The sequence below is a fragment of the Pseudolactococcus yaeyamensis genome, from assembly GCF_054658615.1.
In genome coordinates this window covers 1-25096 of record NZ_BAAGGP010000040.1, presented here as the reverse complement: position 1 = coordinate 25096, position 25096 = coordinate 1, and the positions used below count along the sequence as shown (strand labels likewise).

At 37.9% G+C, this 25096-nt stretch carries 25 protein-coding genes and 1 tRNA gene; 25 read left to right on the top strand and 1 reads right to left on the bottom strand.

Going from position 1 to position 25096, the window contains the following annotated elements:
- Positions 1 to 414: 414 nt before the first annotated feature.
- The 4 genes from hprK to ACYQ21_RS08915 all read left to right on the top strand — a co-directional run bounded on the left by hprK (position 415) and on the right by ACYQ21_RS08915 (position 3583).
- A complete protein-coding gene (gene hprK, locus ACYQ21_RS08930) occupies positions 415 to 1338 on the top strand; it encodes an HPr(Ser) kinase/phosphatase (protein ID WP_460057736.1) in 924 nt (307 codons plus the stop codon).
- 1 nt (position 1339) lies between these two features.
- Positions 1340 to 2137, top strand: coding sequence for a prolipoprotein diacylglyceryl transferase (lgt, locus tag ACYQ21_RS08925; protein ID WP_460057732.1), 798 nt, complete (start codon positions 1340 to 1342; stop codon positions 2135 to 2137).
- Between the two features lie 117 nt (positions 2138 to 2254).
- The gene (locus ACYQ21_RS08920) at positions 2255 to 2653 is read left to right on the top strand and encodes a DUF948 domain-containing protein (RefSeq protein WP_460057730.1); all 399 of its coding nucleotides are present in this window, start codon (positions 2255 to 2257) and stop codon (positions 2651 to 2653) included.
- A gap of 336 nt (positions 2654 to 2989) precedes the next feature.
- Positions 2990 to 3583, top strand: coding sequence for a YtxH domain-containing protein (locus tag ACYQ21_RS08915; RefSeq protein WP_460057728.1), 594 nt, complete (start codon positions 2990 to 2992; stop codon positions 3581 to 3583).
- Positions 3584 to 3639: 56 nt separating this feature from the next.
- On the opposite strand, the gene ACYQ21_RS08910 is transcribed toward ACYQ21_RS08915, so the two are convergent.
- Complete coding sequence (locus tag ACYQ21_RS08910) at positions 3640 to 3807, bottom strand: DUF3042 family protein (RefSeq protein WP_460057726.1); 168 nt, start codon at positions 3805 to 3807, stop codon at positions 3640 to 3642.
- A gap of 67 nt (positions 3808 to 3874) precedes the next feature.
- On the opposite strand from ACYQ21_RS08910, the gene miaA reads away from it, so the two are divergent.
- The 21 genes from miaA to ACYQ21_RS08805 form a co-directional block, all read left to right on the top strand.
- Positions 3875 to 4768: a tRNA (adenosine(37)-N6)-dimethylallyltransferase MiaA gene (gene miaA, locus ACYQ21_RS08905; RefSeq protein ID WP_460057724.1), complete on the top strand. Its 894-nt coding sequence runs from the start codon at positions 3875 to 3877 to the stop codon at positions 4766 to 4768.
- Complete coding sequence (gene hflX / locus ACYQ21_RS08900) at positions 4755 to 6008, top strand: GTPase HflX (protein ID WP_460057722.1); 1254 nt, start codon at positions 4755 to 4757, stop codon at positions 6006 to 6008. The genes miaA and hflX overlap by 14 nt, the downstream gene beginning before the upstream one ends.
- Complete coding sequence (locus ACYQ21_RS08895; RefSeq protein ID WP_460057720.1) at positions 5995 to 6669, top strand: hypothetical protein; 675 nt, start codon at positions 5995 to 5997, stop codon at positions 6667 to 6669. Before hflX ends, ACYQ21_RS08895 begins: the two co-directional genes overlap by 14 nt.
- A complete protein-coding gene (locus ACYQ21_RS08890) occupies positions 6666 to 7562 on the top strand; it encodes an SPFH domain-containing protein (protein ID WP_460057717.1) in 897 nt (298 codons plus the stop codon). The genes ACYQ21_RS08895 and ACYQ21_RS08890 overlap by 4 nt, the downstream gene beginning before the upstream one ends.
- Positions 7563 to 8314: 752 nt before the next feature.
- Positions 8315 to 9148: a ThiF family adenylyltransferase gene (locus ACYQ21_RS08885; RefSeq protein WP_460057714.1), complete on the top strand. Its 834-nt coding sequence runs from the start codon at positions 8315 to 8317 to the stop codon at positions 9146 to 9148.
- Between the two features lie 10 nt (positions 9149 to 9158).
- Positions 9159 to 10367, top strand: a complete 1209-nt coding sequence (locus ACYQ21_RS08880) for a radical SAM/SPASM domain-containing protein (RefSeq protein ID WP_460057711.1) — start codon at positions 9159 to 9161, stop codon at positions 10365 to 10367.
- Positions 10348 to 11292 (top strand): radical SAM protein, encoded by a 945-nt coding sequence (locus ACYQ21_RS08875; protein WP_460057708.1) that lies wholly within the window; start codon positions 10348 to 10350, stop codon positions 11290 to 11292. The genes ACYQ21_RS08880 and ACYQ21_RS08875 overlap by 20 nt, the downstream gene beginning before the upstream one ends.
- On the top strand, positions 11289 to 11609 hold the full coding sequence (locus ACYQ21_RS08870) for a hypothetical protein (RefSeq protein WP_460057705.1): 321 nt from the start codon (positions 11289 to 11291) through the stop codon (positions 11607 to 11609). The genes ACYQ21_RS08875 and ACYQ21_RS08870 overlap by 4 nt, the downstream gene beginning before the upstream one ends.
- Positions 11606 to 12865, top strand: a complete 1260-nt coding sequence (locus tag ACYQ21_RS08865) for an MFS transporter (protein ID WP_460057702.1) — start codon at positions 11606 to 11608, stop codon at positions 12863 to 12865. The genes ACYQ21_RS08870 and ACYQ21_RS08865 overlap by 4 nt, the downstream gene beginning before the upstream one ends.
- 96 nt (positions 12866 to 12961) lie before the next feature.
- A tRNA-Arg gene (locus tag ACYQ21_RS08860) sits at positions 12962 to 13033 on the top strand.
- A gap of 81 nt (positions 13034 to 13114) precedes the next feature.
- Positions 13115 to 14056, top strand: coding sequence for a ribonuclease Z (rnz, locus tag ACYQ21_RS08855; RefSeq protein WP_460057699.1), 942 nt, complete (start codon positions 13115 to 13117; stop codon positions 14054 to 14056).
- Positions 14053 to 14784 (top strand): SDR family NAD(P)-dependent oxidoreductase, encoded by a 732-nt coding sequence (locus ACYQ21_RS08850; protein ID WP_460057696.1) that lies wholly within the window; start codon positions 14053 to 14055, stop codon positions 14782 to 14784. Before rnz ends, ACYQ21_RS08850 begins: the two co-directional genes overlap by 4 nt.
- Positions 14781 to 17006, top strand: coding sequence for a single-stranded-DNA-specific exonuclease RecJ (recJ, locus tag ACYQ21_RS08845; protein ID WP_460057693.1), 2226 nt, complete (start codon positions 14781 to 14783; stop codon positions 17004 to 17006). The genes ACYQ21_RS08850 and recJ overlap by 4 nt, the downstream gene beginning before the upstream one ends.
- A gap of 1 nt (position 17007) precedes the next feature.
- Positions 17008 to 17520: an adenine phosphoribosyltransferase gene (locus ACYQ21_RS08840; protein WP_460057690.1), complete on the top strand. Its 513-nt coding sequence runs from the start codon at positions 17008 to 17010 to the stop codon at positions 17518 to 17520.
- 102 nt (positions 17521 to 17622) lie between these two features.
- Positions 17623 to 18195, top strand: a complete 573-nt coding sequence (gene rpoE, locus ACYQ21_RS08835) for a DNA-directed RNA polymerase subunit delta (protein ID WP_460057681.1) — start codon at positions 17623 to 17625, stop codon at positions 18193 to 18195.
- A gap of 132 nt (positions 18196 to 18327) precedes the next feature.
- Complete coding sequence (gene mltG, locus ACYQ21_RS08830) at positions 18328 to 19914, top strand: endolytic transglycosylase MltG (protein ID WP_460057678.1); 1587 nt, start codon at positions 18328 to 18330, stop codon at positions 19912 to 19914.
- 110 nt (positions 19915 to 20024) lie between these two features.
- Positions 20025 to 20507 (top strand): transcription elongation factor GreA, encoded by a 483-nt coding sequence (gene greA / locus ACYQ21_RS08825; protein ID WP_460057676.1) that lies wholly within the window; start codon positions 20025 to 20027, stop codon positions 20505 to 20507.
- 610 nt (positions 20508 to 21117) lie between these two features.
- Positions 21118 to 21561, top strand: coding sequence for a CtsR family transcriptional regulator (locus ACYQ21_RS08820; protein WP_460057734.1), 444 nt, complete (start codon positions 21118 to 21120; stop codon positions 21559 to 21561).
- A 53-nt stretch (positions 21562 to 21614) separates the two neighbouring features.
- The gene (locus ACYQ21_RS08815; protein ID WP_460057673.1) at positions 21615 to 24059 is read left to right on the top strand and encodes an ATP-dependent Clp protease ATP-binding subunit; all 2445 of its coding nucleotides are present in this window, start codon (positions 21615 to 21617) and stop codon (positions 24057 to 24059) included.
- 81 nt (positions 24060 to 24140) lie between these two features.
- Complete coding sequence (gene hpf, locus ACYQ21_RS08810; RefSeq protein WP_460057670.1) at positions 24141 to 24692, top strand: ribosome hibernation-promoting factor, HPF/YfiA family; 552 nt, start codon at positions 24141 to 24143, stop codon at positions 24690 to 24692.
- Positions 24693 to 24906: 214 nt separating this feature from the next.
- A partial coding sequence (locus tag ACYQ21_RS08805; protein WP_460057667.1) for a transposase family protein occupies positions 24907 to 25096 on the top strand: 190 nt, incomplete at its 3' end.

Here is a 25096-nt window from a genome sequence, read left to right as displayed (position 1 = left end):
GATGTCTGACTTTATCGCCGTCACGATAACCTTCAACGATTGTCACGTATTGTGTGCCTTCACGATTTTTAGTTACTTTTACAAATGCCATATTTATATTATATCAAAACCAACCGTCTACAACAAGCGTGAAGTTGTAAAAAACTATCATATCCCTTGATATAATAGCTTTTGGGGGTGTATTTTTTAGTTTTAACTGTCAAACTCGGGAATGAAGGATGTGACACCTTTTGATGATGACGACGATTGGTCAAAATTTTAAAGGCAAACATTTCGGTTGAAATAACGCTTGATCTGCGCACAGGTGAAGCGTTTTCTTATATTTTTTGATATAATAAAAGCAAGTCATTTTTTGTCTGATAGGATTCAGAAAAAGATGAAAAGTATCACATGGAGCACAGAAAGGGATATATCATGGTCATCACAGTTGCTGAATTACTTGGGAAAATTAAATTCGATGTGATTTACACGTCGGAAACTGCACTGAAAAAGGAAATCACAACTTCTGATGTGACTCGTCCAGGCTTGGAAATGACGGGTTACTTAGAATACTACACACCAGAACGGATTCAACTTTTTGGCATGAAGGAATGGTCCTATGTTCAGAATGTCATCGGCGATAATCGCTATGATTTACTGAAAAATATTGTGACGGATGCAACGCCTGCGATTATTGTCGCGAGGGGCTTGGCAGTACCAGACGAAATGATTTGTGTGGCCAAAAAACGTGATACGATTCTCTTACAATCAACAGAACCGACTAGTCGTCTCAATGGAGCGATTACAGCCTTTTTAGATGAAAAATTATCAACGCGGACAACAGTTCATGGTGTGCTCATGGATATTTTTGGTGTGGGTGTCCTCATTCAAGGCTCATCTGGTATTGGGAAGTCTGAGACTGGTTTAGAGCTGATCAAGCGAGGACATCGTTTGGTCGCAGATGACCGCGTTGATGTCTATCAAAAAGATGAGTTTACTGCTGTAGGTGAGCCAGCTGAAATTCTACGCCACTTGATTGAGCTGCGTGGTGTTGGGATTATTGATGTTATGAGTCTTTTTGGCGCTGGCGCTGTCATGGACAGTTCTCGGATTGATTTAAGCGTTTATTTGGAAAAATATGAAAAAGGAAATGCTTATGACCGTCTTGGCAATGGTGAGACGACCATTGATTTCTCAGGCGTTGCTGTACCACAAGTTAAAATTCCAGTGACAACCGGGCGAAATGTCTCTGTGATTATTGAAGCAGCAGTCATGAATTTCCGAGCAAAAAATATGGGCTTTGATGCCACGAAAATGTTTGAAGAACGTCTGTCGAATTTGATTGCGGAGAATTCGTAAGATGGGACAATTATTTTTAGCAATCAATCCAATCGCATTGAAACTTGGGCCACTTGAAATTCGGTGGTATGCCCTGTGTATTGTCACGGGCGTTGTTGTGGCTGTATGGCTGGCGATGAAAGAAGCGCCACGTAAAAAAATCAAACCAGATGACATTTTAGACTTTATTTTGATCGCTTTTCCAATTGCAATCATTGGCGCTCGACTTTATTATATCTTGTTTGATTTAGATTTTTATCGTCAGAATCCTGGTGAAATTTTTGCTATCTGGCATGGCGGTCTCGCCATTTATGGTGGCTTGATTGCTGGTGCCGTGACCCTCTTCATCTTTTCTTATTATAAAATGATCGCCCCCCTTGATTTTCTAGATGTTGCCGTACCTAGTGTCTTGGTCGCGCAAGCCATAGGGCGTTGTGGTAATTTCTTTAACCAAGAAGCCTTTGGCAAAGCAGTCGATTCATTAGATTACCTGCCTAGTTTTATTAAAAATCAAATGTATATTGACAACAGCTACCGTACGCCGACATTTCTCTATGAATCCTCTTGGAATTTTATCGGTTTTACCCTCGTCATGTGTCTCCGCCATCGGCTTAAATTCCTAAAATCAGGGGATATGGTTGCTTTCTATCTCATCTGGTACGGTCTAGGACGTTTCGTGATTGAGGGGCTGCGGACCGATAGCCTCATGCTGGGATCGATACGTGTATCGCAAGCCCTATCGCTCTTCTTAGTTGTCGTCGGATTCATCTTCATTTTGATCAGTCACAACATGAGCAAATATTTCCTTAATAAGCCGTAATTTGCTATAATTCACTATAGAGGCATTGTCATTTTTGAACATGGTCATGGTAAGCTACATTGGCTTGCCATCATATTCAAGGAAAGCAAAAGTAACACATTTAGAAAAGAGGTAGATATGGGAGATATTGCATTGATCATCATTGCTGTTGCCGTAGCGGTCTTGGTGCTCTTCTTGGTCGTTTTAATTATCAAGGTCATGAAAACGGTTGATGAGGTCAATCGAACAGTTGCCATCGTCACACAGGATACAGATATTTTACTCAAGCAAGCAGATATCTTGATGGCGAAGACCAACACCTTGCTTGATGATGTGAATAGTAAAATTGTCACGATTGATCCACTTTTTACGGCTATTGCTGACTTATCTGAAAGTATCTCTAAAGTGAATCGCTCAGGTAATGCCTTTGCAGCACGTTTCAAAGGGAAAGCAGCCAATGCTGGAAAAGCAACGGCTATCGTTACCTTGGGACGTGGTGCTGGTAAATTTTTTAATCGAAAAAAAAGTAGGGTATGACATTAGATTAATTCAAAGTCTAACATGATAATTCTAGATTTTTAAAGTAATGATTGAAATCAATCGTCTTCAAGACTTTGAGTGGCCACCATACTCCTTCAAGCACAAAATCCAAATAGCTTTCGGCTAAGATAGCCAACTCATCGTCAAACATTTTTACGGTATACCTATACGCTTTCGAATGTTTTACTTGATTTGTCTATCTTAGCACAAAATCTTGTGTCTTGATTTCATACTTGAGTGAGTATGTTCGCAAATGCCCCTGCTTGGATGAAGCGCCAGTGGAGGTCAAGTTTTAAGAGTTTACGAATTAAAATCGCAAAAAGGAGAAGAATAATGGCTAAAAAAACAGGTTTTTTGGTAGGTGCAATTTTAGGGGCTTTGACAGGTGCTGCCGCAGCATTGGCGACAGCGCCAAAAGAAGGCAAAAAATTACGTCAAGATGTTAAAGAGTTTTATCAAGATTATAAAGAAGACCCTAAAGCTAAATTTGACGAGGTCAAAGATACAGCAGTTAATTTTTATGATGAAAAATCGGGTCAATTGGTTGATTTTTCAATTGAGAAATACAATGACATCAGAGAAAAATTCGATAATGGGGATATCTCAGCTGAAAAGGCAACAGCTTTTCTAGTCGCGAAAAAAGATGACATTAAAGCTAAAATTGATTCAGGCGAATTGTCAAAAGAAAAAGTACTGGATTTTTTAGCACTGACAAAAGAAAAAATCGCGGATAAAATGAACGACCTTACTGGGACAGTTTCAGAGCAAGCAGATGAAGCAGAAGATGATTTTACACTGGCATTAGAGCAAGAAGATTTGGTTAAAAAAGCGGATGAGATTTCTGCCAAAGCAGATCAATTAGTTTCAGAAGCAACAACGCAAGTCGTTGAAACCGTAGAAAAAGTTTCTGACAAACTGACTGACTAAAATAAGCTAACAAAAAAGGACTGTCAAATGGTTTTGGTAGCCCTTTTTAATATCAATTAATGTGATACACGTTTACGTGCAGCTTTACGACGATTATCATTGATGAATGCTTCCTTTTTAAGTTCTGGGTCAATGATTGTTTTCTTGATGGCGAAGATACCGGCAGCAGTTGCAGCGAGTGTTCCAACAATACCAGTAATGATACCTTTACCAAATTTTTCCATTTGAAAATCCTCCTAAGTTATATGCTATAATTTAATCATAACAAAAAAAATGAAAAAAGTGAAAAAATTGATAAAAAATAAAATTTTAATCATTGCAGGACCGACAGCAGTAGGTAAAACGGCCTTGTCAATCAATATTGCCCAAAAGTATAATGGCGAAATTATTAATGGCGATAGTCAACAAGTTTATCGAGAAGTTCATATTGGAACGGCTAAGGCGACAGAAAGCGAGCAGGCTGCTGTGCCTCACCATTTGATTGATGTGCGTGGGCTTACAGCATCATTTAGTGCGCATGATTTTGTAAGCCAAGCTAATGCAGCAATTGCTGATATACTATCACGTGGCAAATTGCCGATTATTGTGGGTGGGACAGGTCTATACTTGCAAAGCTTGATAGAAGGTTATCATTTGGGTGGTGCGGGTCACCATGAGGAGATGCGAGCCTTGCGTGAAGAATTAGAGTTATTAACAGATGAACAACTGTTTGAAAGACTTGATGCACATCAGATTGAGATACCAGAATTGAATCGTCGTCGTGCGATTAGAGCTTTAGAAATTGCTCAATTTGATGAGCAGCTAGAAAATAAAAAATCAGATTATGACTTTTTAATCATCGGGTTGAATACCGAGCGTTCGGTCTTATACGAACGAATCAATCATCGGGTTGACTTGATGATGGCAGCAGGATTGTTAGATGAAGCCAAGATGCTTTATGCCCGTTTTAAAGACGCGCAGGTGTCACGTGCCATTGGTTACAAGGAGTTCTTCCCATATTTTGAAGGACAGATTAGCTTAGAGACAGCAGTTGAAGCGGTCAAGCAAAATTCGAGACGTTATAGCAAGCGACAAATCACCTGGTTTAAAAATAGGATGGCTGTTGATTTTCAGGATATTTTGGCACCAGATTTTAAAGAGCAGATTGAGCGAAAAATAGAAAGGTTTTTAGATGATAAAAACTGAAAAAATGCAAGAAAAAGTTGTCCTAGTCGGTGTTGAAATCTTTGACAATCATCAGACTTTTGAAGCATCTATGACAGAATTAGCCAGTCTAGCAACGACAGCTGGTGCTGTTGTCACGACAGTTTTCACGCAAAAGAAAGAACGACTAGACGGCAAATACTTGGTCGGGATTGGTAAACTCCAAGAAATCAAAGACAATCTAGAAGCTGATGAAGTGGATACGGTCATTTTTAATGAAAAATTGACCCCGCGACAAAATGTCAATCTGGAAGGCTTTCTAGGTGTTAAAGTCATTGATCGGATGCAGTTGATTTTAGATATTTTTGCCCTTAGAGCGAGATCGCACGTCGGCATGTTACAGGTTGAATTGGCACAGTTGAAATATTTACTGCCACGTTTGTCAGGAAGTAAGGGATTAGAACTCAGTCGTCAAGCGGGTGGTATTGGCTCACGTGGTGCAGGTGAAAGTCAATTGGAAACAGACCGCAGACATATTCGTCACCGCCTTGAAATCATCGAAGCACAGCTTAAAAAGGCTGAGAAAGTCCAAGAAAATAGCCGTCAAAAACGCAATCAATCAAGTATCTTTAAATTGGGATTAATCGGTTATACCAATGCAGGAAAGTCCTCAGTCTTCAATGCCTTAACGCAAAAAATTCAGTATGAACAAGATGAATTATTTGCGACTTTGGATGCAATGACCAAGGACTTTTCACTACAAGATGAATTTACAGTCACATTGACCGATACGGTTGGGTTTATTCAAGATTTACCGACGGAGCTAGTGCAGGCCTTTAAATCGACCCTTGAGGAGTCGAAAAACGTTGATTTGTTGCTACACGTGATTGATGCGTCAGATTCTAATCATAAGATTCATGAGGATGTTGTTGAAAGCATCATGAAAGATTTGGAAATGTCGGCTATTCCGATTTTGACTGTTTATAACAAATTGGATTTGGCAGATGATTTTGCGCCAACTATTTTGCCGAATGTTCAGATTTCGATTAAATCAGAGGCGGGAGTTCAGCAACTGCGTCAGGCTATTATTGCTAAAATTAAGGAACTGTTTGTACCTTTTGAACTAGCACTACCTTATGAGGCAGCGTATCGCTTGCCAATGCTTAGAAAAATTGCTTTGATTGAGGCTGTGGTCGCAGAAGATGAGACAGAAATTTATCATGTGTCAGGGAGTATTTCTGAGCGGGAGAAATGGAGGTTAGTAGAAGATGGACTATGTTGAGTTAGCGATTCAATCAGGCGGTTTTATGGCCATGGATCGGGTTTTATTGACCAATCGTTTGGCAACTTTGGAAACGGCGCAGGAGAAGTTAGCTTATATTTGTCCGCCGGCAAGCGTGATTAATGCTTATTTTGCAGAGTTGTATCAAAAACAAGGGCCAGAAGTGGCGACAGACTACTTTTTAGAACTGTCAACGACTTTTAAGAGTTTTTCGGCGACACCCAGTTTTGACTTAGAAGGCGCGAGCCATGTGCCAACTTTTCGCTTTATTCGCTTGAACTTATCAGGTAAATCTTTTGGTTTTGCCTATGAAAATGCTGCTGGACAAGCGATTATTTTTAGTGAATTTTCTGATGAACGGCTGACAGACGACCTCTTGTTTGAAATCGCACAGCTGTTTCCCCAGTATGTCATTTGTTTAGAGGAAGGACGAATCACGATGATTGCCCATGACTTTGGTGATTTTGGTGCGGAAGTTGCTTTAGATGCCCTCACGACCAAGTCTGAAAATGCAGACTATATCAAGATAACCGCCTTGAATATCGCAGATGGATTGGCTCAGTACAGAAAACGATTAAATAATAGCGTTTGCAATAAAAAAATGGTACAATTTTCTCGTAGAACATTTTCATTGTATATTCAGAAAGTAGGTTTAAAATGACAGCAGTATTCCTTATTTTTTTACTCATCATTATCATTGTGATTTTGGCGAGTCTTTCGAGTTTGTTTTACGTCGTGAAACAACAAAGTGTCGTCATTATTGAACGCTTTGGTAAGTTTACGACGATTGCAAATTCTGGTTTCCACTTGAAACTACCTTTCGGCATTGACCGGATTGCTGCGCGCGTGCAGCTCCGTTTGCTCCAAAACGACATGAACGTTGAAACGAAAACACAAGATAACGTTTTCGTTCAAATGACGGTGGCGACGCAGTATCGGGTGAATGAGCAGAACGTGACAGATGCTTATTACAAGCTGATGAATCCGGGTGAGCAAATTAAATCTTACATTGAAGATGCTTTGCGGTCAAGTGTACCGAAATTGACCTTGGATGAATTATTCGAGAAAAAAGATGAGATTGCCCTTGAAGTCCAACGTCAAGTGGCTGAAGAAATGTCAACTTACGGTTATATCATCGTGAAAACTTTGATTACTAAAGTTGAACCAGATGCCGAAGTCAAACAATCCATGAATGAAATCAATGCGGCGCAGCGTAAACGTGTCGCAGCACAAGAGCTTGCCAATGCAGATAAGATCAAAATCGTCACAGCGGCTGAAGCCGATGCTGAAAAAGATCGCTTGCATGGGGTCGGGATTGCTGAACAACGTAAAGCAATTGTTGATGGCTTAGCTTTGTCAATCAAGGAAATGAAAGATACTGGCGTGGATATTTCCGAAGATCAAATCATGTCGATTCTTTTAACCAACCAATATTTGGACACCTTGAACCAATTTGCTAATAATGGTAACTCATCCGTCTTCTTACCAAGTCAACCGGATGGCATCGAAGATATTCGGACGCAAATTTTGACGGCACTTAAGGCTAAAAATTAAATCTATTCTGAAAAAGAGAAGCTAATATTTTAAAATGTAAAAGTTCGGATTTTTATGATGAAATCCGAACTTTATTTTATGTATAATATCAATTTATTGTTATTACATTTGAGTACTATACTTGTTCAAAAATTTTATTTATCTTAAAATTAAGAATTTCGTAGAGTAATGCAACTTGCAACTCAAGACGACATCTGGCGTTTTGATACGGAATAGCCACTTTTTAATTGATAACATGTGTATCAGTTTTTATTTTTAAAAAATATACAGAAAATTGAAACTATATATTGACAGCGCTTTCTAAAATTGATAGAATAAGTTACATAGGGATGGATAGCCACTATTAAGTTAGGTTAATCCCAAAATAAAAAATGAAATCAAGTTATGAATATTGAAAAAAACATTTCAAATGAAAAAATTGAAGTTGAAATTTTAAACTTCAAAGAAATTGATGTGGCATACACTTGTCATGAACCGCGCTTTAACTAATTAAAAAAGTAAAGAGCTTAGGAATTTTCCTTGGCTCTTTTAATACGAGAGAGGATAGCAATGTTGAGATATAGATTAACACCACTTAGAACATTAGTTGATACAGGCAATGATTTTATTTTATTTTAGTTGATAATGAAAAAAAGAAATATTTAATATTTGATAAGGCAGTTCAAAATAAGGAATTATTAGATGTTTTTGAACAATTATCACAGGAGGGTATCTATACGAAAAAGTCTCAGGAGTATAATGAAGTCACACGATTGTTAGAAAAACAAAGAATCATTGAGCAATTTTCAGATAAAATTATTGAGGAAGAAAATAGCCGTTTCTTTGCACAGGGGCTTTATTTAAAAAGATTTGGAGAAGAAAAGAAAATTCAGAAACGACTAGAGTCGTTAAGAATTGTTATAATTGGTGCTGGTGCGCTAGGTAGTAATCTTTGCGTTAAATTTTCGGCAATGGGATGTAAAAACATCGTTTGTATAGATGCTGATAAAGTGGAAGTAAGTAATTTGACACGTCAAATATATTATACAGATTTACAGGCTAGGAAAGAGTGCTACAAGGTGGATGCTTTAGCTAAGTTTATTTTTAATTTTTATCCTGAGAGTAACTTTTTAGGAATCAAAGAATTTGTCAGCTCAGATAATTTAGGCACAATTATAGAAGGTGAGATTGATTTAATAGTGAATACTGCTGATTCACCACAGGGAAAAATTGATCAATGGGTTAGCCATTTTGCTGTTGAATTCAATATACCATTGATTACTTCACACTATCAAAATGTTGGACCACTCTATATTCCAAAGTCACATTCAGCATGTTGGTTCTGTTTAGAAAAACAATTAGATAAGGAAACAGAAGGTGTTTTTTCAAAAGTTATCAGTCTGTCAAATAATGCTCCAAATACAAGGAGTGCCTCTTTTGTTACTGGGGAATTAATGAATGAGAAAATTATTATTGATGTGTTTACTTCGCTTTTCATTTCAGAAGAGATTGATAATATGATAAACAAGTATTATACATTTTCCTCTGATAATTATATTATTAAAGAGCATAGCATCAATAAAAATGTTAATTGTACCTGTAATTAAGGAGCTTTGAATGTGTGAATCTTACTATTTATCACCTTTTGCAACAATAAGTCCTGAAAAATCGGGTTTTAAATTAGGAAGTCTGCTTGAACCAAAAGAAAGTATGTATATTAATAGTTTAACTGAACTAATTAATATGTCCAAAGATAACCTAGAGTGGTTATTTGTTCATAAAAAGAAAATAAATCAATATAAAAATAGAGCGTTTTATATATTGGAGAAAACATTTGAAAATCAAGTAGATACTGTAGGCTATGTAGAAACTACAGCAAGATGCCCATATCACTGTCAAATTTGTCCTAAAAGTAATCAAAAGCAAAGGAGAGTGAGTTGGGAACTTTCTCTTTCAGATTTAGATAATCTTTTATCCCAGATATCTAAAGCTAAAAAATTGACTTTTCATGTATTTGGAGATCCACTCTTAGATAAAAATATTTTTGAGAAAATATCCTTAGCAAATAGGTATGGTATTAAGCCTTCCTTTTCAACAAATCTTATTTCATTATTAAATTTAGAACTTTTTAAATTTAATAATATAAAACTATCAAACTTGACAATATCTTTTGATTCGTTAGAATCAATGAAATTATCAGAAATAAGAGGTGGAATCTCTAAAGAACACCTTGAAAAATCAATAGATTGCTTAATTGAACTTGGAGAACAAGCTCTTAAGATAAAAAATATTGAAACAATTTATTTACAAAGAATAGATTTAAAAAATAATCAAGAAGACGAACAAAAACTAAAATTTTTAGCAAATAAAAATCCTTTATTTCATTATGTTAAAAAAAAGTTTATCACTTTTCCAACTGTTAATAGTTCACTTTCAACAGTTGAAAAAATTGAATTTGGAGAGACAACTTTATTATATCGAGCTTTAAAAGCAAAACTTCCTTTTCAATGTCTTAAACCGTGGTTTAAAAATGAGACATGTATTCTTAGTGATGGTAGTTATTCACCATGTTGTATGCTACTTAATGACGAATTTCAACTAGGAAATTTGAAATCTAAAACTATGAGTGACTATTTTTCAAGTAGGAGTCATGGAAATTTTAGGAAAAATATTTTTAACAGTTCTATTGGTGGAATGTGTCAGAAATGTCGAATTCTAAAAAACAGGGTGCAGCTACCTGATGAAATATCAGAGTTTGATATTAAAATTTTGCGTAAGTTTTGTTTGTCTGATTGGGAGACGATTAATGAAAAAAATAGCATTTGAGAAGCCGATTGGACTTCAAATAGAGATTACAGGGAAATGTAACTTGGTCTGTAAACATTGTTACAACTCTTCTGGAGATATTGGGAAATATGATATTTCTGACCAAGTTTGGATAAAATTTTTTGAAGATTTTTTAACTCAATATTCAGTATCAAATATTAATATTTCTGGAGGAGAGCCTTTACTAAGGAAAAAAGTATTGTTATCAATAATAGAGAAAATCCAGCAAAATAATAAGCTAACTAAAGTGGTAATTATGACAAATGGTTATTTTATCACAGATAAATTTTTGAAAGAGTTACAACAATTTCAAAATCCAATTGAATTTCAAGTGTCTCTTGATGGTGCAAATAAAGCTAGTCATGAAATAGTTCGAATAGTTGAAGGTTCTTGGGAAAAATCGATTGATGCGTGTATAAATATTGTTAATCATGGTTTTAAATTAGGTATAGCAAGCACGGTAACAACACAAAATATTTTAGAGATAGAGGATTTATTTGAATTGTCTGTAGCAATTGGTGCTCATAGTCTAACTATAGGTCCAGCAGTTAAACTTGGAAGGAGTATTGTGGATAGCAATCATCTAATTTTAAATGATGAATCAGAAAAAAATGTTCGAAAAAAACTAAATAGTTTGAAGAATGTTTATGATGATTTTTTAAATATTATTGTTACAAGCTCTGTATTATTTGCATACAAAAATTATTCAGAAATTGAGCCAGATTGGTTTCTAGTCAATCATCGCGGAGGTGTTAAAATTGATTCATGTCTACCGTATATTGTTGGAAATATTACAACTGAGTTAAGTGTTAATTTATGGCAGACGGTACTTACAAAATATCGCGATGTAACCTTTAAAGAAATCATAAAAAATGCTTTAAAAACAGACACTATTATTTCAAATATCTACGAGGTTTCTTTATGACCCAAATACAAGTAACAGATTGGCAAGATTTTCTTATTCAAAGTTTAAATTATAAGAAACGTAAATATCAAACAGTAGATTTTTCTACAAGTATCATACAACATAATCCTAAAGTTTACTACGTTTTTAGTAAAAATAGTAGACTTTATTTATCAGAATTTACATTTTATGTTTTAGGACAATTGTCACAACATAAATCTTTAGTAGAAATTTTGTCCTTTTTTTCAGCAGAAGATCCATATACGGTATTAGCGAATTTAACAAAATCAATTAAATTATTACAAGGAAATAATTTAATTAGACTGGAGATTGAATGAAAAATATTGAAAAAAAATCAAGGGTTCAAATGTTATCACGTGTTATCTTGACTTTTGTTTCGCAATTTGGGAGTAGTGTCTTTATCTTTGCATTAACACTAAAACTTTTTGCTCAAAATGATGATCCTATTGTATTCGCTTTAAATCTTATAATCTCTCCAATCGTCATTATTTCGTTATCTCCTGTTGTTGGGTGGATAATTGACAGTTATTCACATAAAAAAATTGTTATTATGGCTCAAGTTAGCTCTATTATGGCAAGCTTTGTTTTCTTGGTTTATAGTAGTACGGTTTCTAAATCATTGATATTAGCAAGTGTTTTATTAATTATTGTTTTGAAAGTATCTGATGAGTTTAACTTAATGGCGCTTTCTTCAAGTAGTATTCACTTTGTACTCGCTGAACATCAGCAAGAAATGAAATCTTATCAACAAATTGCAGCAACTTTATCAAGTATTTTATCCCCTTTATTTGGGGGTGTCCTATTTGGCATTTTAACGATAGAACAATTAATCTTCTTTGAAATCATCTCTGAAATTATTGCACTTATCATTGTGTGTTTTTTGAATTTTGAATTCACGATACCAGATGGTGAAATAACACAGAAAACCATAATGGATAACTCGTTTAAATTTGCATTAATATGGTTTAAAAAACAACCATATCTTAAAGCACTTGTTTTGCTTGCAACAATTGAAAATGCGATGGATACAGTACTATATCTTTCACTTCCTATTATTGTTTTATCAATTTTAGAGATGCCGAATTTAATCTATAGTGTTTTAATGACGGCGATGGCAGTGGGGGAAATAGTTGGTGGTTTTTTAATAGCTAAGAAGAAAAAAGAGAGACCTTTAACATCTATCATAAAAAACATGGTTAAGGTAAGTTTCTTAATTCTAGGACTTGCATTTATCCCATTTATTAAATTTAAATTTTTAGTAGTTACTCTTATTGGTGTCATATTATTTACAATTTCTATCGTTGAAAGTTATTTTAATATCCCTTTACAAGTCTGGTATGTGACGGAAATTCCTAGTCAATTACAGGGTAGAATTTTCTCCCTTATTAGTGCTATCATGTCTATTGGTTTACCAATTGCAACAATTGTCTTTACATTTGGTTTTAAACTGCCAATACAAATGATTAAATTAAATTGTATGCTTATTATGGTAGCTGTTTTTATCAAACTTATTACCTTGTTCTATTATAGTAAAGTTAAAAAAATAGATTTTTCGAAATCAAATATATTATAATTTGCTACATTTAAAGAAACTTTTCTATTTCTAGGAGAAGTTTTTTGCCTTTTAGCGGAAAATTTGTTAAACTATAGTAGTTGTCAAACAAAAATTCCGTCCTTAGTGTAATGGATATCACGTAAGATTCCGGTTCTTGAGATGGGGGTTCGATTCCCTCAGGACGGATTTTTTTCTTTTATAAGGGCACCTTAAAAAATATTTAGCTGATTTTTTAGGTGTTATAAGCTTGAAGAGCGAAAGGAAACCATGGAAATACAATTTTTGGGCACTGGTGCTGGGCAACCAGCCAAGCAGCGAAATGTGACGTCGATTGCGCTAAAATTGCTTGCAGAGCGTAATGAAATCTGGCTATTTGATTGTGGTGAAGCGACCCAACATCAGATTTTAGAAACGAACATTCGCCCACGAAAAATTACGAAAATTTTTATCACGCATCTGCACGGCGATCATATTTTTGGTCTGCCCGGTTTTTTGTCTAGTCGGAGCTTTCAGACGTCTTCTTCAGACGATCAACCGCAAAATCTAGATATTTACGGGCCAGTCGGCATCAAAAACTATGTCATGACCTCGCTCAGACTATCAGGCAGTAAGCTCAGCTATCGGATTAATTTTCATGAGCTAGACGCCAGTCATGCCGGTAAAATCTACTCAGACGAAACCTTCGAAGTCCACATGGCGACACTCGATCACACGATTTATTGTATGGGATACCGCATCGTTGAAAAAGACAAAAAAGGCGAGCTAGATGCGCAAGCGCTTAAAGCAGCAGGTGTTCCTTTTGGACCACTTTTTGGCAAGGTAAAAAATGGTCAAGATATTGAAATCAACGGTGAATTGATTAAAGCTGCAGACTTTATAGGCCCAGATAAAAAAGGCCGTGTGGTGACGATACTAGGGGATACACGCCAGACAGACCAAGCGATTCGCCTGGCAATTGGTAGTGATGTACTTGTCCATGAAGCGACTTACGAAGCTAATGAGGCTAAAGTTGCTAGAAGTCATGGTCATTCGACGACACAACAAGCGGCTGAGGTTGCCAAACAAGCGCATGTCAAGCGCTTGTTACTGACACACATCTCAGCTCGTTATGTTGGTCCTTTAGTGACACAGCTTGTTAAAGAGGCAAAACAGACTTTTGAGAATAGTTATGTTGTCAAAGACTTGTATGAAGAAGTGATTCAGCCATGAAAAATTTGCTGATAACAGGTGCGACAGGTGATATTGCACGTGAAATCGCCAATCAGGTTCAGGACTATCGCTTAATTTTATTATCGCGAGATGTCAGCAGTCTAACAGATATTTCTGAGCACCTGTATCAAGTCGATTTATCAGATGAAACGGCTGTAAATGTGACGTGTCAACATATTTCAGAGCAGTTTGGGGCGATTGATGTTCTGATTAACAATGCGGGATATGGTTATTTTAAGCCATTTTTGTCCGACCATATTGATGATATGCGTCAAATGTTTGATATTAATGTCTTAGCTACGATGTACATTACACGTGCTTTTCTGCCAGATATGATAGCTCAAAAATCAGGTCAGATTATCAATATGGCGTCTATGGCAAGCTACATGGCGACAGCAAAAACGACCACTTATGCGGCAACGAAATTTGCAGTCCGTGGCTTTTCAAATGCACTACGTCAAGAAGTCGCTGATGCCAATATTAAGGTGCTGGTCGTCAATACTGGTCCTGTCTTAACAAAATTTCATGCCGCCAACCCTGATTATCTGGAAAAAGTTGGGAAAAATGCGGTGACTGCAACATTTGTTGCAAAAAAAATTGTTCACCATCTCGAATCTAATAAGCGAGAATTAAATTTACCTTGGCAGCTAAACTTGGCCCGCATTTTTTCAATGAATTTTCCAAGTCTAGCAGATAAAATAACGCGGAGGTTTTTTAATCTAAAATGATTACACCTACCTATGATTGGCAAATCAATACGGATGAACCGTCAGATGATTTTGTCAAGTTAGTCAAAAAACAAAAACTAGATGACCTTTCAGCTAGATTACTTTGGAAACGTCAAGTTCGAACAGAAGAAGACTTAACAACCTTTTTAAATCCGTCACTTGAAAATTTGCATGATCCGTTCTTGTTTTATAGCATGAGCCGAGCAGTCGAGCGTATCCGTCAGGCAGTTGCCAATCAAGAGATAATCTTGATTTATGGCGACTACGATGCGGATGGCATGACGAGTGCGAGTATTATGAAAACAGCACTAGATGAAATAGGTGCCGAAAGTCTGGTTTATTTACCGAATCGTTTTACCGACGGCTATGGTCCGAATTTAGATGTTTATAAGTATTTCATCGAAAATGAAGGGGTTGGTCTGATTATTACGGTGGACAATGGTGTTGCCGGTCAAGAAGCGGTGGCTTACGCCCAAGAAAGTGGTTGTGATGTTATCATCACCGACCACCATTCACTACCAGAAACGTTACCGGATGCCTACGCCATTATTCATCCAGAACATCCGGATGGGCAGTATCCATTTAAAGCATTAGCAGGATGTGGTGTTGCCTTTAAAGTCGCTTGTGCTTTGTTAGAATATGTCCCTTCAGAAATGCTCGACTTGGTTGCCATTGGCACGATTGCCGATATGATGTCACTCACTGATGAAAATCGAATTTTAGTCAAATTTGGTTTAGAAATTCTGAAAAATACTGAGCGTATTGGTCTTGAAGCCTTGCTCAAAGTCGCAGGGATTGAGTCAAGTGATATCACCGAAGAAACGATAGGCTTTCAAATTGCGCCAAGACTAAATGCCTTGGGGCGCATTGACGACCCAAATCCCGCTATCGAATTATTGACAGGTTGGGATGAAGATGAGACCCGTCAAATTGCCGAAATGATTGACCAGAAAAATGTTGAGCGTAAAGCGATTGTGGCTGAGATGATGCAAGAGGCTGAAAGTCAGTTGGATGATAGTCCAGTTCAGTTTATTTATCAGACGGGCTGGAATCCCGGTGTGCTTGGGATTGTCGCAGGGCAATTACTGCAAAAAACAGGTAAGCCGATTGTCATGTTGTCAGAAGAAAATGGCACTTTAAAAGGCTCAGCTCGCTCAATTCCTGCCTTCAATATCTTTGAAGCTTTGACACATCATCGTGATTTATTACTTGCTTTTGGTGGACATGCCCAAGCAGCTGGCATGACCTTTGAGTTAGCAAAACTACCTGAAATTAAGGCTGTCATCGCTGATTTTATTCAACAAAATAAAATCGATATGTCTGAAAAAAATACGTTGATTTTGGATGACAAAATCGCTTTATCGGATATGACTTTAGAGGCAATCAAATCACTCTCTCAGTTAGCACCATTCGGTCAGGAAAATCCTAAACCTCAGTTTTTGGTGAGTGATTATCAGGTGATTCAAAGCCGTGCAATGGGGCAACAAAATGGCCATCTTAAATTAAAAATACAACAAGACAAAACCCAGTTAGAAGCGATTTATTTCGGTCATGGTCAGGAGACACTTGATTTTGAGCAGACAGCACCAGACCTTGCAGTGACTTTATCAGTCAATACTTGGAATGGTAATACATCTGTTCAGTTGATGATTATAGATGCACGAGTTGAAGGTAGCCAGTTGATTGACCTGAGAAATCAGCAAAATCAGACACAAATTCCAGAAAATGCCTTTATTTTCACAAATGAATCGGAAAATCATGCTATAATGAGTGAGGTTCTGGTGATTGCGGAAACACCTAATGATGCGGATAGCTTAGCTAGGTTAGAAAAAATCGTTGCTGAACATGACTTTACAGCGATTTATTTCCAAAATCAAATCAAGCAAGCCTATTATCTAACGGGTGGCGGCACGCGTGACCAGTTTGCTAAGTTTTATAAGACGATTTATCAATATCCAGAATTTGATGTGCGCTATAAACTAAAAAACTTAGCTGAGTTTCTGAATATCCCTGATATTTTACTAGTTAAAATGGTTCAGATTTTTGAAGAGTTGGGATTTGTAACGATTCAAGATGGTCTGATGACTGTCAATCAATCCGCTGCCAAACGTGAGATTTTAGAGAGCCAAATTTATCAAGCGCTACAAGCATTAGTCAAGCAACAGGCTTTCTTTGCTTTATCGCCTGTCGCTGACATTTATCGTAAATTGAAAGAGAAATAACATGGATTTAAAAAATTATATTGCAACAATTCCTGACTATCCCGAAAAAGGGATCGAATTTCGTGACATTTCGCCTTTGATGGCTGATGGCAATGCTTATAGCTATGCGATTCGCGAAATTGTGCAATATGCGCAAGATAAACAAATCGACATGATTGTAGGACCTGAAGCCCGTGGCTTTATCGTTGGGTGTCCCGTTGCCTTTGAATTAGGCATCGGCTTTGCACCTGTTAGAAAACCGGGTAAATTACCACGTCAAGTGATTGAAGCGCAGTACGAAAAAGAGTACGGCTTTGATACCTTGACCATGCACGCAGATGCCATCAAATCGGGGCAACGTGTTTTGATTGTAGATGATTTATTAGCAACAGGTGGGACAGTCAAAGCGACGATTGAATTGATTGAACAGCTGGGTGGGATTGTCGCAGGTTGTGCTTTCTTGATTGAGCTAGATGACCTCAACGGCCGTGAAAAAATTGGCGATTATGCCTATAAAGTGCTCATGCATTACTAAAATCCTTAATCTTATGGTAAAATAGTGATAGTAAACTTGATAGCTTATCTCTGACATAATGTCGGGAGGTAACCCTATACTTTGTTTGATGGAGATAAAAAATTGAAAATTAAAGCATTTGCAAATCAAGATTTGTCAGAACTTTCGATGATTGAAGTCGCACACGCGATGTTGGAAGAAAAAGGCAAGGAAATGGACTTTAATGTCCTTGTCAATGATATCCAAGACTATCTTGGAAAATCAGACGGTGAAATCCGTGAACGTCTGTCTCGCTTTTATACTGAGTTAAACACAGATGGTAGTTTCATCCCACTCGGTAATAATGTCTGGGCTCTACGCTCATGGTATGCGATTGATGAGATTGACGAAGAAGTTGTTGCTCTTGATGAGTTGGATGAAGAAGGCGAACGTCCTAAGAAAAAACGTAAAAAAGTGAATGCTTTTGCAGTAGATGGCATCGACATTGATTATAGTGATGATGACCCCGAAGACGATGATGATATCACGGATACGGATGTCACTTATGATGATGAAAATCCAGATGACGAAAAAGATGAAGTTGAAGCCTTTGACGTTGAGCTTGAAGAAGTCGATATTGACGATGCTGAGGTTGATAGCATTGACGAAGATGATGACGAAGACGAAGATGACGATGAGTTAGTCACTGAAAAATAATGGAGAAATCCATATTTTTTATTGAATACTTGATTTTCAAGGATTTTCGTGTATAATCTAAAATGATAACTCATGACACCTAACTAGAGAAATCTAGACGAGTGTGTCATACGAAAGTAGAAGATTGTTAATTTGGTAGAAAAAGATACGGAAAAAATTGAGCGTGAGACATTTAAGGAAAAAATTCTCCGCCAATTAGAAGAGGCCAGTCAATCTCTTGATGATGTCGCATCTGAGACGGGGTTTTCTGCGCCTAAAAAAACATCAAACAAACCTGATTTGACCAGTGATGATGTGTTTGATAATGCTGAACATCAGTCCAAGTCACGTGTTGGTACGAATCGGTCATCAAAAGAATGGCCAGCAGAATCAGAGACAGCCTTTCAAGATGCCATCGTATCACCTAGAAAATCTAAAGTTTCTGCTATGCCAAAGCGACGTGCCTCAAGTACGGCTTTTGAAGCAACAGCACAAGATACTTTGGTAGAGGATACAGCAGAAATTAAGAATATCAAAAAAGTGACACGTCAAACCCAAGAAAACCAGACGCGTTCAATCAAGAAAAAATCAAAAAAATTGGCTGGCAAGATTATTGCAATCGTTGTCCTCTTGTTATTTATCGTAGGTGCTGCGACTGGCTTTTTAGGTTATAGATTCGTTAAGAGCGAAATTCAGCCGTATAGTTTGACGGATAAATCGACTAAGGCGGTTGAAATTCCTGTAGGTGCTGCAAGCAAGGAAATTGGTCAAATTCTTGAAAAAAATCATATTATCAAGAATGCGACAGCCTTTCAATACTATACGAAATTGAAAAGTCTGACTGGCTTTAAGTCAGGGTTTTATAATCTGTCACCAAGCATGACACTAACAGAGATTGCGAAAACTTTACAAGAAGGTGGAACAGAGAAACCTGTTGAACCGATTCTTGGCAAAATAACGATTCCTGAAGGCTTCACCATTGAACAGATGGCGGATAAGATTTCAGACAATGTTCTGACGAAGTCGGATAAGGATAAGACGCCATTTAGCAAGGAAGAATTCTTGAAAGTTGTGACAGATCCTGCTTTTATCGCACAGATGAAAACGACTTACCCAGAGCTTTTCGAGTCATTGCCAGCTAGTGATTCTGGTGTGAAGTATCAGTTAGAGGGATATCTTTTCCCTGCAACTTATGAATACACGAAAAATTCAACGATGACATCAGTCGTAGAACAAATGATTGCTGTGATGAATCAAAATCTACAGCCTTACTATGCGATAATTAAAGAACAGAATAAAACAGTAAATGAAGTCTTGTCCATCGCAGCATTGACGGAAAAAGAAGCCAATAATGACGCTGATCGGCGTAATGTCGCACAAGTTTTCTATAATCGGATAGAGACAGGCATGGCATTAGGCTCAAATATTTCGATTCTTTATGCTGAAGGTAAGTTGGGGCAAAAAACGACCTTGGCTGAGGACGCAGCAGTGAACACAGCGTTAGACTCACCGTTTAACTTGTATCTTCATCCTGGTTATGGTCCGGGCCCTGTGACCAATCCAAGTTTGTCAGCAATCAGGGCTGCGGTGGAGCCGACAGATAATGATGACTTGTATTTCGTGGCAGATGTCACGACTGGTAAGGTTTATTTCTCAGAAACTCAGGCTGAGCATGATGTGAATGTCCAAAAATATGTTAATGACAAATTGGTAGCATCAGACACAGAAGAAGCACAATAAGACTAAATTTAAAAGAGTGAAAGGAGATGAGTTTCATTACTTGTGACTGCGTAACGGTTATTGATATCGTGTTAGACGTGCCCACAATCAGTGACTCAACATCTTAGATTATGGTAGATACAAAAAACTATCAAATGACCCGTGAGGGCTTTGAAGAATTAGAAACAGAATTAGACAATCTCAAACTCGTTAAACGTGCGGAAGTTGTTGAACGAATTAAAGTCGCACGTTCTTATGGCGATTTATCAGAAAACTCGGAGTACGAAGCAGCAAAAGATGAACAAGCTTTCGTTGAAGGTCGTATTGCAACAGTAGAAACGATGATTCGTAACGCTGAGATTGTTGACAATGCCGGTGTGAAACGCAATGAAGTCGCACTTGGCAAAACGGTTACTTTTGTTGAAATTGGCGAAGATGAACAAGAAACTTATAAAATTGTTGGGTCTGCTGAGGCTGATCCCTTCAATGGTAAAATTTCAAATGAATCTCCCATTGCGGCAGCGCTGATTGGCCGTAAAACCGGTGATAAAGTCACGATTCCGTTGCCAGTTGGTGAAATGGAGGTGGAAATTATCAAAGTATCTTCTAAGTAATTGTTAGAAGATATAAACACAATAAAGCCATCTAAATTAGAGGATGGTTTTTTGTTTGTTTAGATATAGATCGTTCGACAATAGATAGGGGTTGTCTGAATACAAAGTATGTGAGTGTTATGTTTTATGAATCAAGCAGTTAAGCGAAGCCCTTTTACAAGAGGTTTTAAGAGGCTTGAAAGTAGCAAAACACTCAAAAAAATGATACAATGGTCAAACAAGGTCAGAAACAATATCAAATATGAGTTAGTAATTGTCAAATGATTAAGCAATCTTTATTGACCAATGCTGAGTGACTGTTATTGCTTGGACGGAGCGTTAGCGCAGGTCAAGTTTCAAGAATTCACGAAGTGAAATCGCAGAAAGACTTTGAACGGACATTATACTCAGCTAAGCAAATAAAGCAAACATTTTTGGCTATTTTCCGTCACTTCTTCGTTGACGAGTCTTGACGTACGCCTGTACGGCTCGAATTGACGAAAAATATCTCAAAAATTTTGTTTACTTTCTTTACTTAACTGAGTATAATTCTCGAATGACCCAGCTTGGGCGGAGCGTTAGCGTAGGTCAAGTTTCAAGATTTTACTTCGTGAAATCGCAGAAAGGAGAAATTGTGACAAACACATCAGATATGATAGAGAAGTACCTCAAGGAGTTGCTTGCTCAGGCAGCGGGAATTGAAATTCGACGCTCAGAAATTGCAGAACATTTTGGCGTTGTGCCGAGTCAGATTAACTATGTCATTAAGACACGTTTTACCTTACCAAAAGGCTTTGAAGTTGAAAGTAAACGTGGCGGTGGCGGTTACATTCGAATTGTTAGAATTCAATATTCTGATGCGCATGATTTCTTAATGGACATTTTGAATAAAATGCCGGAAAAAATGACCATCAGCAGGGTACAAGATCTCATGCAGTTGATGTTCAATGAAAAAATTGTGACAGAACGTGAAGGCAATCTCTTGCTTGCAACGCTAAGTCATCCGGTCGTGACAGACTTACAACGCGCTATTTTATTAACCTCAATGATTCATCGACTGGATAAGATGGACTAAAGGTGTACACAGCCAGTCTCTTGTGACCCTATAACTAAGGAAAATAACGATAAATGACACAACATTATACACACCTACTTGAAGATATTCTCAAGACTGCTCGCATTTTTGCGGCAGGAAATGGTTATGACTATGCAGAAACCACACACATTTTGGCGGGTATTTTGTCGAGCAACGATAGTTTTGGCCAAAACATTCTAACAGACCACGATGTGACGATTGAGATGGCGCTTGATGAAATCGAACAGCATCAATTACCTGAGAAAACACAAGCAATTCAAAGTATTCAGTTTTCACCTAAGGTAGAACAACTCTTACTTGAAGCGGATGCACTTGCAGCACAAAATCATTTGGCTGAAACAGGTTCTGAGCATCTTCTCTATGTGATTTTGACAGATGATGACAATGTTGCCAAGAAAATCTTAGAACTCCATAAAATCAAGATTACTGAAATCGTTAAAGATTTGATTGAGCTTGGTAATATGAACGTTAAAAAGATAATGAAAAAAGCTGTCACACCAATGGGGAAACGAGACATCGCATCAGGTGTTTCGGCGACAAGTATCACACCGACCCTTGATTCAGTGGCGCGTGACGTGACTGAAGATGCCAGACAAGGTCGCATTGACCCGATGATTGGACGTGATAAGGAAATTGAGCGCGTGGTTCATATTTTGAGTCGTCGTACGAAAAATAATCCGGTTCTTGTTGGTGAGCCCGGTGTTGGTAAATCTGCCATTATCGAAGGTCTGGCGCAACGTATGATTGCTGGCAATATCCCTGCGAATATGGAAGGCGTACGACTCATGTCACTCAACATCGCCAATGTCGTTGCTGGTACTAAATTCCGTGGGGAATTTGAAGACCGCATGACAGCTATTGTCGATGAAGTCAGCCAAGACGCAAAAACAATTGTTTTCGTTGACGAATTGCATACGATTGTTGGTGCTGGTGGCGGTACAGATTCCGTTACGGATGCCTCAAATATTATGAAACCTGCACTCGCGCGTGGCGAGTTTCAGCTGATTGGTGCGACGACTTTTAACGAGTACCAAAAATACATCGAAAAAGATGCTGCCTTAGAACGTCGCTTTGCGAAAGTTACGGTCGAAGAAGCGTCAGTAGACGAATCTATTGCTATTCTAGAAGGCCTGCAAAGCAAATTTGAAACTTATCATCAAGTTAAATTTGATCCAGATGCGGTCAAGGCAGCCGTTCAGCTCAGCGTTCGCTATCTGCCAAGTCGTAGACTGCCGGATAAAGCCATTGACTTACTTGATGAAGCAGCGGCAGCGGTTAAAATTTCGGCTAAAAATAATCTATCTGAGCAAAGCAAGCTAGATAAAAAAGCCGTACAACTTGATGAACAGCTACAAGAGGCGATTATCAATCAAGATTTTGTCCTAGCTAAAAACATCAATCAAGACCTGCAAAAACTCGATACGAAACGTGAAAAACTGACCGTTAAAAAACAGTCAGTGCGCGTAAGTGAGTCAGATGTCTTTGCGGTCGTCTCTAACTTGACTGGTGTGCCAGTCACACAGATGACTAAAAACGAGATGACCCGCTTGGTCAATCTTGAAAAAGAACTCCACAAACGGGTTATCGGTCAAAGTCAGGCCGTTACCGCTGTTGCCAGTGCCATTCGTCGCAGCCGATCAGGCATCTCAGATGATAGACGCCCGATGGGTTCCTTCATGTTCTTAGGACCTACCGGTGTTGGGAAAACAGAGCTAGCCAAAGCTTTGGCAGAGACTGTTTTCGGCGATGAAAACAGCATGATTCGCATCGACATGAGCGAATACATGGAAAAATTCAATACCAGTCGTTTAGTTGGGGCACCTCCCGGCTATGTCGGCTACGACGAGGGCGGCCAGCTAACCGAGCAGGTTCGCAACAAACCTTATACCGTCGTCTTATTTGACGAAGCGGAGAAAGCTCATCCAGATGTCTTTAACCTCTTGCTCCAAATCCTTGATGACGGCTTCATCACAGACGGTAAGGGGCGCAAGGTCGACTTCCGCAATACGATTATTATCATGACCAGTAACTTGGGAGCGACTTCTCTGCGCGACGATAAGACGGTCGGATTTGGGGCAGCCAATGCCTCGAGCGACTACGTCGCCATGAAGTCTAGAATCTTAGAAGAGTTGAAAAAACGGTATCGTCCAGAGTTTCTCAACCGTATCGATGAGAGCATCGTCTTCCACCCACTTTCTGAGCAGGAATTATCAGACATCGTGAAAATCATGGCTAAGCCTTTGATTAAACGCTTGGCAGCTCGTCATATCACCCTAAAATTATCAACGAATGCCTATCAGCTGATCGCCAAAAATGGATTTGAGCCAGAATATGGTGCTCGCCCGATTAGAAAAGCGCTAGAGAAAAAATTGGAAAATCCCTTATCAGATAAAATTTTATCAGGCGAGATTAAGGCAGAAAACACTGTCACAGTGGGTGTTTCAAAGGGTGAGTTGACGATTACGGTGATCGATTAAAGAAAAATGGATTGTTAAATATTTGTGAAAACCCCGTTTTCACGGTATAATAAAAATATAAAAGATAAAGAGGTGACTATTATGATTAAATTTAACATTCGCGGTGAAAACATCGAAGTAACAGACAGCATCCGCAGCTACGTTGAAGAAAAAATCAGCAAACTTGAAAAGTATTTTACTGAAAATCAAGAGCTGACTGCCCACGTTAATCTTAAAGTTTACGCTGAAAAAACGTCAAAAGTTGAAGTGACAATTCCAGCTAAAAACATTACACTTCGTGCGGAAGATACCTCTCAAGAGTTGTATGGTTCAGTTGATTTGGTTCAAGAAAAATTGGAACGTCAAATTCGCAAATACAAAACAAAAGTGCAAAAGAAACGCAACCACATTGCAACTGGTAAAGTCTTTGATACCTTTGTTGACTTGACACCAGAAGAAGAAATCGACGAAGCAAATATCGAGATTGTTCGGACTAAAAACATTGATTTGAAACCAATGGACGCTGAAGAAGCAGTGCTTCAAATGGATTTGATTGATCATGATTTCTTCATTTTTACAGACGGTGAAACAGGTGCGACTAGCATTGTTTACCGCAGAGAAGATGGCAATATCGGTCTGATTGAAACAAACTAAGTCTCCTGTGATTTTAAGAGAAAAGTCTACAAATCATGTAGGCTTTTTTTCATGGCGTTGATGAAATGACTTAAAGCCAAAAGATGAAAGCTATTGAAATGAAAATTTTCTGTAAAAAAAGGACTGCTCAGTCACGACAAACGCATGAAATAAATAGTTCCCTAGTATCTCTATTTATGTTAAAGTAAAAGAAAAGCTATTAAGGGAGTTCATGATGTACGAAATCTACGCGTATTTAGAAAGCGTCACAGATCCGCGCCAAGCGATAAAAGTAAAGCATAAACTTAGTGATATTTTGTTACTCGTGCTGCTCGGTACACTAGTTGAGGCAGATACCTTCGTTGAGATTGAGGAGTTTGGCAAAGTTTTCGAGGATAGTTTGAAAGGTTATCTTTCGTTAGAAA